This window comes from Lentzea sp. NPDC051213 (assembly GCF_044455585.1).
Taxonomy (GTDB): Bacteria; Actinomycetota; Actinomycetes; order Mycobacteriales; family Pseudonocardiaceae; genus Lentzea.
Genome location: NZ_JBITEX010000004.1, coordinates 474,744 through 487,559 on the forward strand (window position 1 = coordinate 474,744; position 12,816 = coordinate 487,559).

Consider the following 12,816-nt stretch of genomic DNA (forward strand, 5'->3'; position numbering starts at 1 on the left):
CCGCGTTCACGACTCCCTCACCAGCACCACCGGCAGCAACGCCACCACCACACCCAGCGCGGGCAGCAGTGGCAACTCGGGCGCGGCCAGCGGCACCGTCGGCGGCGACAACGCCGGATCCCCCGAGAACACCAGCACCAACGCCCCCGCCACGCCACTCGACGCCACCCCGATCGCCCGCGGCGTCCAGCGATCCGGCCGGTACCGCGTGCGCGGCACCCGGCGCGCGCCCACCTTCAGGCCCGCGATCGCCAGCACACCACCGGCCGCCAGCAACGGCCAGCCGGTGTAGGCGTCGGAGAGCAGCCCGTACATGCCGATGCAGAACCCGAACAGCCCCGCCAGCACCAACGTCCCGGTCAGCGCCCGGTCGCGGCGCGAGATGCCGGCCGTGCGCCCGTAGCCACGGGAGTCCATCGAGGCGGCCAGCACCAGCGAGCGTTCGAGGGCGTCCTCCAGCACCGGCACCAGCATCGTGCGGATCGCCCGGACGCCGCGGGCCGTGTCGCCGCGCAGCTTCCGGGCCCGGCGCACCGACCGCGCGGAAGCGACCAGTTGCGGCGCAACGGTCAGCGCCACCACCACGGCCACGCTCACCTCGTAGAGGGCGGCGGGTAGTGACCGCAAGAGTCGCTTCGGATTCGCGAGTGCGTTGGCGGCGCCGACGCAGCTCAGGATCGTGGCGAGCAGCAAACCTTGGTACAGCGCGAAAACCAGGCCTTCTGCGGAGACTGGGCCGCCGATTCTGATGCCCTGGGCCCAGTCGGGGAGCGGGATCTGGGGCAGCGTGAAGAGAATCGTCGGGCCCGCGATACCGCCGAGGAACACGTGCAGGAGCACGCGCAGGCCGATGACCAGCAGGCCGAACTTGAGGAACACGCCGTAGGTGCCGGCCCACGGCGTGTTCGCCCGGCAGGTCACGACGACGAGCCCCGCCACCGCCAGGATCAGGCCCAGCACCAGCGGGTTCGTCGTGCGGCTGGCGGCGGTGGCGAGGCCGAGGGCCCACAGCCACCACGCGCCGGAATGCAGTTTCACTCGGTTTCCGAACGGCGCCTTCGCGCCACCAGCACCCCGGCGACGACCAGGGCCGCGATCACCAGCACGCCGAGCGCGGTCCACACCCAGCCGGAGCCGGACTTCTCCTGAGCCTGCCGCGACTTCTCCTCGACCACCACCGACGTCTCCCCCGCCGCCGCAGACGACGACACGGCCGACGACACGGCCGACGAAGGCGTTGACGACGGAGCCGATTCCGAAGACGGCGCCGCCGAAGAGGCGGGCGGTGCGGTGGTCGTGGTCGCCCCAGGCGGTTGCTGCGCGGGAGGTTGCCCCGCCGGCGGCTGAGGTGGTTGCGGCGCAGGCGGCTGCGGAGCCGGAGCCGCGGGCGGCGCGATGCCCGGCTGTTCCCCGGCACCGAACGCCCAGCCCTCCACGCTTCCGCGAGCGGGCACGTAGGTCGCCGCGCCCTGGTTGCTGTACGACCAGGCGCCGCCGGCAGGAGCGTGCCAGTACGACCAGTACGCCGAAGCGGGAGAGGCGTTGACGCACTTGTCCGCGTCCGTGCCCGGCTTTCCGTTGATGCGGCACACAAAGCCCTGCTGCCGCGACGCGTAGGTGTAGCCGAACCCGGCCGCGGTCAGCGCCGCCACCCCGGAAGCCGGACTGCCTGACGCGCAGCCCTGCTGCACGCCTCCCCCGAGGCCGCGGTAGTCCACGACGACCGTGACGCCGTCGCAGCCCGCGGCGTGCGCCGGCACCGGTGTGAACGCTGCTACCAGTGCCAGCGCGAAGAAGAGCCGTTTCACGGGGCCGTGCTCGGGGCGGTACCGGCGCCGAACGCCCAGCCCTCGACCGTGCCCGGTGCCGGGTTGTAGCTACCTGCGCCCGAGGTGCTGTAGCTCCACGTGCCGCCGGGCGTGGCGTGCCAGTACGACCAGTACGCGCTGGTGGTGGGCGCGGTGCACGGGTTCGGCAACGCGTTGACGCGGCACACGAAACCGGGCTGGCGCGGCACGAACGAGTACGTGAAGCCCGCGCCGGTGAGAGCGGCGAGGCCGGTGGCCGGATCCCCCGCGGCGCACCCGGTCTGGACGCCGCCGCCGAACGCGCTGAAGTCCACCACGACCTGCACCCCGGCACACGGCGCGGCGGAGGCGGCCGGAGCGACCACGAACGAGCTCGCGAGCAGGGCGAGGACAGCAAGAACGCGGCGCATCACGCACCAACCTTCCGACGACGGGAGACGAAGAGCAGGACGGCACCGGCGATGACCGCGAAGGAGCCGAAGAGGGTCAGCGGACCGGCCTGGTCGGGACCGGTGACCGCGAGCGGCGGGTCGGCCGGGACCTGCTCAGGACCGGCCGGTGCCGGCGGCGCGGTCGGTTCGGGCGAGGGCGAGGGCGGCGTGGTGCAGTCGAGGGCGGGCACACCCGCGGTCGCGTCGGCGGCGGACACGGTCGCGAGGCTCACCCGAGCCAGCCCGAGCATCGCCTGCGTGGTCGCACGCACGACCGTGCCGGCGTCGAAACCGTTGCGGTCGAACGACACCGCGCCGCGCTGGGCGACGGGCCCGGCGCACCCCACCTGCAGCGTCTTGAGGAACGCCACGGCCTTGTCCGCGGCCTCGGCACGTCCGCCGGCGACCAGCGCACCGACCGCGAGGCCGGTGGTGTTGGCGTTCGTCGGCGGCGCCATCGCCTGGAACCCGCCGTCGGCCTGCTGCTGCTTCGCGAGCCAGTCGAGGCCCTTCGCGGAGGCCGTCGCAGTGGCCGTCTTCTCCCCCGCGGCCAGCAGCGCCTGCAGCACGATCGCGGTGGCGTCCACATCGGACTTGCAGGTGGCCTGCTCGAACTGGATCGGGAACCCGCCGTCCGGGCACTGGCTCGACACCTGGAAGGTGACCGGCTTGTCCGACGGCTGACCGGCCCGCTTCAGCACGATGATCGCCAGCGCCTGCGTGAACGCGTTGGTCTGGTCGAACGAGGGATCGGTCCGGTCGCGGTAACGCCCGGACTCCTCCTGCAACGCGGAGAGCCTGCCCAGCAGGTCGATGGCCGCGAACTTGTGCGGATCGGTGCCGAGCGTCTGCGCGACCAGCGCGAGCTTCACCAGGCCACCGACGTAGGACTCGGCCTCGCCGTCACCGAGGAAGAACGCGATCTGGTCGGGCTGCGCGAGCCAGGCGGCCGCCTTCTCGGCGGTCGACCTCCCCACACCGGCGGCCGCGAGCGCGTAGATGCCGTCGGCCGTGAGACCGGTGTCCCCGGAAGCGGGGTCCTGAGGGGCGCGTAGCAACCGGTCGCCCTCGCTGAACTGGCTGACCAGCCACGTTCCCGCGGATGGCGCCGCGTCGGCCGCCTGGGCCTGCGGTGTCGCCACGAGCGCGACCGCGATGATCGCGGCCAGCGCTGATTTCCTGATCACTACGCCTCCCTGCCCCGCTGTCCTCGACGGGTTGGTGGAGCTACCGCGCGCCACGGGCAGTCGGACTTTCACCGTTGCGGGTCAGTGCCGGAGTTCCACCGGCTTCCCCCGCGGTGCGCGGATGCTGTTGTCAACCCAGGATCGTGCGTGAGTGGTCAACTCCAGTCAAATGGCTGTGAGCTGGGCCATTGAGCGCCCGTCCGCTAGCCGTCGAACCAGACTTTTCACCTATCCTCGTGCCAGCCGCACCGCCACCTGGGCAGAATCGCGGCATGGGGGAATTCGACGAACTGATCAGGGCGGCCGCGCGGGAGATCGAGGCGCTGATCCCGCCGGCCCCGGCCGCGGAACTGGGCCGGCACGAGCGCGCGGCCACCTCGCCGAAGGAGGCGCTGGCCGGCGTGAACGCGCTCGTCGCGGAGCGGCTGCTCGGCGCCCTCGAACTCGCCGTCGCCCGGCTGGACCTGCGCGCATCGCAGGCGATGATCGCGGATCTGCGCGCGCCGGCCGGGCGGTTCTGGTTCGCGACAGGCGGCGGGCAGAGCGCGGCCAAGGAGGCCGTGGACTTCCTGGAGAACCTCCACCCCGGTGCCGCCGACGTCGTCCTGGCGCGGATGCGCGACCTGCTCCCCCTCGACCTGAGTGACGCGACCGGTGACGAGGCCGCCATCGCGGCCCGGCACGGCGCGGCACATCTGGCACCGGCCGTCGCCGTGTCCGCTGCAGTGCTGCGGGCGATCGGCACGGACCACGCCACCGACCCGGCCACGATCATCGGCACGGCGATCGGGGTGACCGCGCTGCTGCTGCCCTCGATCCCGAAGCCGCCCGCGTACGACCAGGCGTTGCTGGAGAAGCGGCGGGCCACCTACGAGTTCCGCCATTCGCACACGCACGTGCCGGTGTTCGGCCACGAGTTCCTGCTCGTCGAGGAACTGGGCCTGACCAAGGCGGACTTCACCGTCACCGGTCTGGCCGGGGCGGTGGACACCGGGTTCGCCGTCCGCACCGGCATCGCGGAGGGCCAGGTCCCCGTGTCGCTGCAGGTCTTGCGGGATCCCCCGGACGACGTGGAGGCGACGAGGTGGGACGAGGTCGCCGACATCAGCTACTCGGCCGTCGCGGGTGGCGCACGCCTCGGCCACGGCGAGACCCCGCCGTGGCCCGGTGAGTTCCGCGTCCGGGTCAGCGCGACCGGCAGGGACGACGGCGAAGAGCGGTACGACCTCAAGATCTGGCAGGCACCGCTCGCGGAACCGGTGGTGCACAAGAAGACCGATCAGGTCGGCCATCTGCTGCGCGGCGAACCCGTGCCACCGAAGAAGATCGCGCCGGAGGCCCCGTACCGGTGGCTGGCGAAGATGCTCGAGCCGGCCGGGACCATCACGATCGCCACGGGCGTCGACGTCGACGATGTGGTGGACGACTTCGAGGAGGACGGCATCGTCCTCGAACTGGACGACGGCGTCATCGTGGTGGAGAGCAACAACTACGTCGGCTCCAAGCCAGAGGTCCTGGAACGACTGTCTTCCAATGGAAAGGCCGCGAGCTACTTCTGGAACGTGAACCGGCTGACCAAACTGTCGTTCGCCCGGCACGGCCAGGTCGTCTCGGCCAGGGAGGCGCTGGACCAGACCGAGTTCGGCGACGACCCCGAGGTGCGGAAAGCACTGGAGGGACTGAGCTTCACCGACTGGCGGCACCTCGACGCCAAGGGGATCACGGCGGTGGTCCGGTTCACCGGCGCCGTGATCCCCGAGGACGACGTCCGCACGGCGATCGAGGAGTTGTTCAGTAACTGCTGAGCTGGAGGCTGTTCACCACCTGGGCGAACTCCTCCGACGGCACGCCGGGGTTCTCGCGGTTGCGCAACGCGAAGTCCTGGTTGGCCGTCACGTACGGGCGCAGGATCTCCTCGTAGCGCTGGAACGCACCGGTCGGGTTGTCCCGCAGCTCACCGGCGAGCACGTACGCACCCACGAGCGCCATGCTGGTGCCCTGTCCGGACAACGGCGAGCCGCAGTACCCCGCGTCGCCGAGCAGCACCACGTTGTCCCGCGACCAGCTGTCCATCCGGATCTGGCTCATCGAGTCGAAGTGGAAGTCCGGCGCCTCCCACATGTGCTTCACCGCGGTCTGCCACTCCCAACCGGCGTCGGCGAACATCTCCGCGAGCAACCGGCGCTGGGCTTCGACATCGCGGTAGTCGAACGACACGGCGCCGTTGAAACCCATGTAGACACGGCATTCCGCGTTGGCGCGGGCGCTCATGACCCCGCCGCCGACGATCTCGCCCTGCTGGAACACCTGCCAGTGGTCGAGGCCCAGGAAGTTCGGCGCGGTGAAGACGGCCAGGTACATGCCGAGGTGGCTGATGAACTGCTCCTCCGGCCCGAAGACGAGCCGGCGGACGTTGGAGTGCAGGCCGTCCGCGCCGACGATCACGTCGAAGTCGCGCGGGGCGTTGCGCTCGAACGTCACGCGGGTGCCATCGATGGACACGATCGAGTCGTCGAAGAGATACTCCACGCCGGGTGCGGCGTCGAACAGCAGCTGCGCCAGGTCGTCGCGCATTAGCTCGACGTCGGGGCTCGAGAGGTCACCGCCGCTGAGCGTGTGCTCGGTCGAGCTGAACAGCTCGTTGCCCTCGGCGTCGAGCATGGTCATGCCGCGCATGTTCGTCGACAACGCCCGCAGCTCGGCGCCGAGGCCCATGCGCTCGACGACGTCCAGCGCGGGACCGCGCACGTCGATCGCCTGGCCGCCGGGCCGCAGTCCGCGGGCCCGCTCCACGACGGTGACGGTGAAGCCGTAGCGGCGCAGCCAGTACGCGAGGGCGGGGCCGCCGATGCTGGCGCCGGAGATCAGGACGTTCTTCATGTGGTCCCCCTGGTGAGTTGGTGACCACAAGGTGCCGACCTGCACTGACCGTCCGCTGACCAAGTGCCGTCAGGGTTTGACAGCGACCCCCGCGTACGGCACCACGTTGATCTCCGGGCTCGCCGAGAAGTCGCCGTCGCCGTCCGGCCGCCACGACGGGCACCCGACCAGACCCGGCTCCACCAAGTCGAATCCGCCGAAGAACGCCGCCACCTCGCCGTGCGAGCGCGGGTACGCCTGGTTCTGGGAGCTCTTGGCGTTGTAGGTGTGGACGGCCTCGTCCATCCCCTCCGGCCGCGCCTCGGCCGCAACGTGCGACAGCGCCAGGAAGCTGCCGGGCACCAGCCGGTCGCGGTACGAACCGACGATCGACACCGGGTCCCACTCGTCCGGGACGAAGTGCAGCAGCAACAGCATGAACAGGCCGACCGGCTGGTCGAAGTCGATGAGCTCGCGGGTCGGACCGGCGTCGAGGATCGCGTCCAGGTCGCGCAGGTCGGCCTGCAGCACGGCGGTGTTGCCGTTGCCGGCGAGGATCAGCTCGCTGTGCGCGACGGCGACCGGGTCCTTGTCCACGTAGACGACGCGGCAGTCGGGGGACTCGGCCTGCACGATGTCGTGCAGGTTGCCGACCGTCGGGATGCCGGAGCCGATGTCGAGGAACTGCCGCACGCCCTGCTCGAGCATGAACAACGCGGCCCTGCGCAGGAACGAGCGGTTCAGCCGCGCCGCGTCGCGGACGCCGGGCATGATCTGGAGGATCTTCTCCGCGAGCACGCGGTCGGGCGCGAAGTTGTGGCCGCCACCGAGCCAGTAGTCGTACACCCTGGCTGGTGAGGGCACCGCCGTGTCGACACCTGGTGGGACCCAACCGAGGTCGCTGCTCACGCGCCGAGCGTACTGGTGTGCACCAGAACAGCCGATCGAATGAGCATCCGATCGTGTGTATCTGCTCGCCCAGACTGGCGTGGCACCCCTAAGTTGTTTGGGGTCGCTTGAGAGGGTGATGCGATGCCGAGCGTCACGACGGTGCCGGGCCGATGGCCCCTCGTCGGGCATTCCGTCGCGTTGCTCAGGTCACCGGTCGAGTTCCTGTCCTCGTTACCCGCCAGGGGTGACGTGGTCCGGGTCTTCCTCGGTCCCCTACCGGTGTACCTGGTCACGACCCCCGAGCTGGCGATGCGGCTGCTGACGTCGGAGAAGTTCGACAAGGGCATCGTGTTCGACAAGATGCGCCCGCTGTTCGGCAACGGGCTCGCCACCTCGAACGGCGCGTTCAACCAGCGGCAACGCCGGATGGTGTTGCCGGCGTTCAGCCGCGGCAGGGTCTCGACCTACGCGCAGACCGTGATCACCACGCTCGCGACAGAGCTGCGCGACTCGTGGCACGACGGGCAGCGCCTCGAGTTCGACGCGCTGATGCAGGACTTCGTGATGACCGTCGCCGGCCGCACGCTGTTCTCCGCGGAGCTCGGCCCGCGCGTGCTCGCCGAGATCAAGCACTCCATCCCGATCATGCTCAGGCACGTGCTGGTCCGCGCGTTCTCGCCGGGATTCGTGGAGAGGCTGCCGCTCAAGGCGAACCGCGAGTTCGACGAGGCCGCCGCGCGCCTGCGCAAGATCATCCCCGAGGTCGTCGTCGGCGCGCGGGAAGAAGGCACGGACCACGGCGACCTGCTGTCGGCGTTGCTCGCCGCGCGGGACGCGGACACCGGCGAGGCGATGACCGACGAGCAGATCACCGACGAGGTCGTCACGATCCTCACCACCGGCGCGGAGACGACGGCCGTGGCGCTGGCGTGGTTCTTCCACGAGGTCGGCACGAGACCTGAAATCCGGCAACGGTTTCACGCCGAGGTCGACGCCGTGCTGGGCGATCGGCCGGCGACGTTCGAGGACGTGGCGAAGCTCGAGTACACCGGCCGGATCATCAACGAGGTGCTGCGGCGCACTCCACCGATCATCCTGATGCGCCGGGCCCGCGAGGACGTCGAGATCGGCGGCGTGCTCGTCGAGAAGGGCTCGGAGATCGCGGTCTCCCAGCACACGCTGCACCGCGATCCACGCTGGTTCCCCGATCCCGGCGGCTTCGACCCCGACCGCTGGGAACCCTCGAAGGCCGCCGCCCTGCCGAAGGGCGCGTTCATCCCGTTCGGCGCGGGTTCCCGGTTCTGCCCAGGCCATTTCCTCGCCCACACGGAGATCGCGATCGCGGCCGCGACGATCGCGACCCGGTGGGACCTCGTCCCCGTTGCGGGACAACGCGTCTACGCCCAGGTGAAGGCGACCATGCAGCCGAACCGGCTGCCCCTGATCGCCACCCGCAGAAAGCCGACACAGAGAAGGCCTCCAGCGTGAAACTGCTCCCCGTACTTGCTGCGGTACTGGCGCTGACGTCGCTCACGCCTGCCGCCACCGCCTCCGGTGTCCAGTGCTCGATCACCACGCTCCCCGTCGCGGGCCCGGCCGGTCCCGCCACGATCTCCGGCCAGCTCTGCACACCGGCGGGCGAGAACCCGGCTTCTATCCAGCTGCTGGTGCACGGCGGCACGTACAACCGCGCGTACTGGGACCTGCCCGGCGTGCCGGAGTCCTATTCGTACCAGCGGAACATGGCCCACGAGGGCCGGGCGACGTTCGCCGTCGACCGCCTCGGCACCGGTGCGTCGACGCACCCGCCGAGCCTGCCGATGCTGATCTCCGTCGAGGCACGGTCGTTGCACGACGTCGTCACGCACCTGCGCTCGGGTTCCGTCGGCGGCACCTCGTACCAGAAGGTGGTCATCGTCGGGCACTCCGTCGGCTCGGGCATCGTCGCGGCGGAGGCCGCGACCTACCACGACGTGGACGGCGTGGTGCTGAGCGGCATGACGCACATGCCGAACGTGCCGGCGCTCGCTCTCGGTGCGGCACTGGGACTTCAGCCCGTGTTCCTGGACAACGTGCTCGCGCACCTCGGCAGCGACCCGCTGTACTTCACGACGCGGCCGGGCGCGCGGGCCGGGTTGTTCTACGCGATGGACGACGCCGAGCAGAGCGTGGTGGACGCCGACGAGGCGACCAAGGACCAGGTTTCCGTGCCAGGCATGGGAACCGTGGCCGTCTTCGGCATCGTGCTGCCCACCACGTACGGGATCGACGTGCCGGTGTTGCAGGCCGTGGGCACGCAGGACGTGTTGTTCTGCGGGCTCCTGGCGTTGCGCGACTGCTCCAGCGCGAACTCGTTGCGCGCGCAGGAGGCCGCGTACTACCGGCCCGAGGCGCAGCTGGAGACGTACGTGCTGCCAGGCGCGGGCCACTCGCTCGCCCTGCACATCAACGCGGAGGACTACCGCGATGCGACCCGCGCCTGGCTGAACACTAAATTCGGGATGTGAGGCGGGCGGCCGACGTGCCGATGCCCGACGGGCCCTGGTGGAACGCCCCCGCGAGCAGGTGGGCGTTCACCGGGGTCGTGATCTCGTCCTCGCCGTAGCGGCTGGTTCCCTCGTGCCAGTTGATGATTGCGACGATCCAGTCCTTCAGCTCGTCGGCGTAGCGGGTCAGCGCCGCCCGTGTCGCGGTGTCGAGCGACATGTCGTCGAAGAACTTCGGGAGTTCGACGTCGACGGACCTGGTGAACTGGCCGAGCCGGGCGTCCATCAACGCGTAGGAGATCTCGAAGGCACGGGACTGGGAAACGCCGAGGAAGTTCTCGATCACCCGGACGATGTTGTGCACCTCGCCCTCGTACTGGATTTCCTTGAGGTACGAGAACACGTCGTTGAGCATGCAGCTGTAGTCCATGGCCGACCGCTCCATGGTCTGAATGACCCGAGTACCCCAGATCTCCGGCGGGACCGTCGTCGAATGCGAAAAGCGCGACAACGAGGTCGTCAATTCGGAGCCGAACGTCGACCGCCGCATCTCGAGGTAGTCGACCGGGTCGGGAATGCGGTTCTGCTGGATGTTGATCACTTCCCAGACCCAGCTGTCCAGCATGTCGTCCACGGTCTGGCGGAACGTGGCCCGGAAGTCCGCGGACATCGGTGCCGCGGTCTTCTGCCAGAGATCGGCCAGCCCGCGCTCGGTCGCGTTCGCGGGCACCACCGGCAGCACCAGGTCAAGCGGCATGCACTGCTTGAGCCGCGCGGTCTGGATCTTCAGCCCGGTCAGGTCCCGCAGCCGCCCGAACGTCCACGGGTAGACGTCGTCGGCGTAGGTGCCCCACGACAGCCACGCGGCGGACAGGAACAGCTCGGCGGGCGTGGCGTCGGGATCGAGCCCGGCCGAGCACAACGCCAGGTCGAAGCCGCGGTGCTTGGCCTCGTCCCAGATCCCCTCGCTGTGGATGCCCATGTCCCGGGCCCACGTGATGATCTCCTCGCGGACCTGGTCCAGGTGCGGCGAGAGGGTCAGCGTGAACGGCACGTCGAACGACGGCAGCGTGTAGGGCTCGACGATCTTCGGTGTGCCGCTGAACTGCTTGAGCCGTTGCGGCATGGTCTTCACGATCGAGCCGAGGATGTTCGCCGCGGACATGCCCAACGGCGACTCCGCGGTGGCCAGGCCCTTGTTCATGTACCGGGACGACCGCATGTGCCACTCGTGGCCGCCGGCCTGCCAGTCCTGCAGGCCCTTGGTGTAGCCGAGGACCGCCGCGCGCCCGATGGGGTCGATGGTGTGCTCGTCCAGCAGGATGGGGACCTCTGTGACGGCCGTGTGCTCGAACTGGTGCAGCCGGGACGTCAGCAGGTCGTTGACGGCCTCAGCGGCCTCCTGGGTGGGCAGGCCGAGGAACTTCTCGAACACCAGCACGCCGTTGGACAGCTCGCCCTCGTCGAGCACCTCGCGCTCGTAGGAGAACAGGTCGTTGCGCAGGTGCACGGCGTCGCTGAACGTGTCGCGGAGAACCCCGATGGGCCTGGACAGCGCGATCTGGGCCGGCACCTCCAGGCCGACCGCGTGCTCGACCAGGTTCGCCGACCAGGGCGCGCCACCGACCTTGCGGCGCATCTCGATGTACTCGATCGGGTTGGACAGCCTGCGGGCGCTGATGTTGTGCAGCTCCCACATCGACTCGTCGAGCAGGTGCTTGGTGTTGCAGGCGAACCGCTCGCGCCAGTCCAGCGAGTGGCTGGGGACGGTGCGGCGCCACAGGTCGGCGAGGCCCTTCTCGACCGGGTTCGCCGGCTCCTCGGTGATCACCCCGCTGACCGGCATGAACAGCGGCAGCCGGTCGAGGTAGGCCTGGGCGCCCTTGATGTCCGGGTTCCGCTTGTAGAGCTCGACGAAGTGGTCGTCGAAGTAGAAGACCCACACGTACCAGTCGGTGATCAGGTCGAGCATCTCACCGTCGCAGTCGGGGTGGGTGTACGCGCAGAGCAACGCGTAGTCGTGCGACTCGAGGTCGTCGGCGGTCCAGATCACCGTCCCGTGCTGCGGCACGTCGATCATGTCCATCTCGCGCGCCCAGGCGCGCGTGTGGACTCGGGCGCGTTCGAGGTTCGGGTTCAGCCGAGCCGGATACGGCGTGTAGAACTCCGGCAGCTGGAACGGCTGCATGTGCGTTGGACCTCCGCGCTTTGGACGTGACGCGGTGCACGCAACCAGCCCGGCGCCGAGCAGCGCCAGATGGTGAAACGTTGATCCACACGTTTGTAGCGCGGTGTCGCCCGTTCAGCCCAGTCCGTCTTGATCGGCAGGCACTCAGCGCACCAGTGACTGGGCGCTGAGCTTCACCGCGAACGGGAACTGCAGTTCGATGATCTCTTCGCCGTCCGACCGGGCCTGCTCCACGTAGACCCCGTTTTCGAGGTGCAGGCAACGCAGCCAGGGGCTGTCGTAATCGATCATCCAGTAGTTCTCGCAGCCGACTTCCTGGAATTTCGCCCGTTTGAGCTCCAGGTCCACGTGACGCGTCCGCGGCGAAAGAACCTCGACCGCCAGCACCGGCGGTCCCATGAGCGCCTGCCTCGTGAACTGCTCACGCCGGCCGACCACCAGGTCCGGGATGAAGACGGTGTCGTCGGCGAGCACCACGTCGACCGGAGCGGGGAGGACCTCGAGCTCCGGCGGGCAGACAGCCGTCAGCGCCACCAGCAGCCGGGCGACGACCCGCTGGTGTACGGGACGGGGGGAGGGGCTCATCACCAACACCCCGTCGACGAGTTCGAAACGGTGCCCATCATCAGGCATCGCCTCCAGATCCGCCCACGTCAGTGGCCTACCGTGGGGAAACGTCGGGACACCACCCATGGTGCGTTCCACCCCCTGGTCGAGGCCACCGTCCGCCGGACGGATCCCGGCGATGCCATTAGACAAGACTGGTCCGATTCTCACGACTCACAAGCCCCTTTTGGCCGACCACGCACCACTGCCCGCACACGTCTCCGTCACGTCCGCCCCGGAGGGTGAGGGCCTACTGGTCCTGCCGTGGAGAGCACCACCCGTACGGAGCAGCCTTTTGGTTGCAATCGAACAAGTGGCTAATTTTTGGTCAATTTTCGGGCGATTTTGGGTAACGCCATC

Annotated in this window: 11 protein-coding genes and 1 riboswitch; of the genes, 3 read left to right on the top strand and 8 right to left on the bottom strand. The window is 69.5% G+C overall.

The genetic code is table 11. From position 1 onward, the window contains the following. Positions 1 to 6: 6 nt before the first annotated feature. The 4 genes from ACIA8G_RS20490 to ACIA8G_RS20505 are packed head-to-tail and all read right to left on the bottom strand — an operon-like array spanning position 7 to position 3,426. A complete protein-coding gene (locus ACIA8G_RS20490; RefSeq protein WP_396420164.1) occupies positions 7 to 1,038 on the bottom strand; it encodes a CbiQ family ECF transporter T component in 1,032 nt (343 codons plus the stop codon). Next, positions 1,035 to 1,808 carry a hypothetical protein gene (locus ACIA8G_RS20495; RefSeq protein WP_396420165.1) on the bottom strand — a complete coding sequence of 258 codons (774 nt, stop codon included), beginning with the start codon at positions 1,806 to 1,808 and terminating at the stop codon, positions 1,035 to 1,037. Before ACIA8G_RS20495 ends, ACIA8G_RS20490 begins: the two co-directional genes overlap by 4 nt. Then, entirely contained in the window at positions 1,805 to 2,218 is a 414-nt protein-coding gene (locus ACIA8G_RS20500; RefSeq protein ID WP_396420166.1) for a hypothetical protein, read from the bottom strand. The genes ACIA8G_RS20495 and ACIA8G_RS20500 overlap by 4 nt, the downstream gene beginning before the upstream one ends. Further along, the gene (locus ACIA8G_RS20505) at positions 2,218 to 3,426 is read right to left on the bottom strand and encodes a prenyltransferase/squalene oxidase repeat-containing protein (protein WP_396420167.1); all 1,209 of its coding nucleotides are present in this window, start codon (positions 3,424 to 3,426) and stop codon (positions 2,218 to 2,220) included. Before ACIA8G_RS20505 ends, ACIA8G_RS20500 begins: the two co-directional genes overlap by 1 nt. A gap of 33 nt (positions 3,427 to 3,459) precedes the next feature. Continuing rightward, positions 3,460 to 3,568, bottom strand: a riboswitch (cobalamin riboswitch). A 130-nt stretch (positions 3,569 to 3,698) separates the two neighbouring features. On the opposite strand from ACIA8G_RS20505, the gene ACIA8G_RS20510 reads away from it, so the two are divergent. Beyond that, positions 3,699 to 5,231 carry a DUF6461 domain-containing protein gene (locus ACIA8G_RS20510; RefSeq protein ID WP_396420168.1) on the top strand — a complete coding sequence of 511 codons (1,533 nt, stop codon included), beginning with the start codon at positions 3,699 to 3,701 and terminating at the stop codon, positions 5,229 to 5,231. Here the strand turns inward: ACIA8G_RS20510 and ACIA8G_RS20515 are convergent. Both ACIA8G_RS20515 and ACIA8G_RS20520 read right to left on the bottom strand, forming a co-directional pair. Further along, complete coding sequence (locus ACIA8G_RS20515) at positions 5,218 to 6,306, bottom strand: FAD-dependent monooxygenase (RefSeq protein ID WP_396420169.1); 1,089 nt, start codon at positions 6,304 to 6,306, stop codon at positions 5,218 to 5,220. The two genes, ACIA8G_RS20510 and ACIA8G_RS20515, sit on opposite strands and share 14 nt — an antisense overlap. Before the next feature lie 69 nt (positions 6,307 to 6,375). Beyond that, on the bottom strand, positions 6,376 to 7,194 hold the full coding sequence (locus ACIA8G_RS20520; protein WP_396420170.1) for an SAM-dependent methyltransferase: 819 nt from the start codon (positions 7,192 to 7,194) through the stop codon (positions 6,376 to 6,378). Between the two features lie 123 nt (positions 7,195 to 7,317). Here ACIA8G_RS20520 and ACIA8G_RS20525 point away from each other — a divergent pair, with 123 nt between their 5' ends. Together ACIA8G_RS20525 and ACIA8G_RS20530 are read left to right on the top strand one after the other, a co-directional pair. Further along, on the top strand, positions 7,318 to 8,664 hold the full coding sequence (locus ACIA8G_RS20525) for a cytochrome P450 (protein ID WP_396420171.1): 1,347 nt from the start codon (positions 7,318 to 7,320) through the stop codon (positions 8,662 to 8,664). Then, positions 8,661 to 9,683, top strand: coding sequence for an alpha/beta hydrolase (locus ACIA8G_RS20530; RefSeq protein ID WP_396420172.1), 1,023 nt, complete (start codon positions 8,661 to 8,663; stop codon positions 9,681 to 9,683). Before ACIA8G_RS20525 ends, ACIA8G_RS20530 begins: the two co-directional genes overlap by 4 nt. Here the strand turns inward: ACIA8G_RS20530 and ACIA8G_RS20535 are convergent. Together ACIA8G_RS20535 and ACIA8G_RS20540 are read right to left on the bottom strand one after the other, a co-directional pair. After that, on the bottom strand, positions 9,667 to 11,850 hold the full coding sequence (locus ACIA8G_RS20535) for a germacradienol/geosmin synthase (RefSeq protein ID WP_396420173.1): 2,184 nt from the start codon (positions 11,848 to 11,850) through the stop codon (positions 9,667 to 9,669). The genes ACIA8G_RS20530 and ACIA8G_RS20535 overlap by 17 nt on opposite strands. A gap of 144 nt (positions 11,851 to 11,994) precedes the next feature. Beyond that, positions 11,995 to 12,543 carry a Uma2 family endonuclease gene (locus ACIA8G_RS20540; protein ID WP_167971065.1) on the bottom strand — a complete coding sequence of 183 codons (549 nt, stop codon included), beginning with the start codon at positions 12,541 to 12,543 and terminating at the stop codon, positions 11,995 to 11,997. Between the last annotated feature and the right edge of the window lie 273 nt (positions 12,544 to 12,816).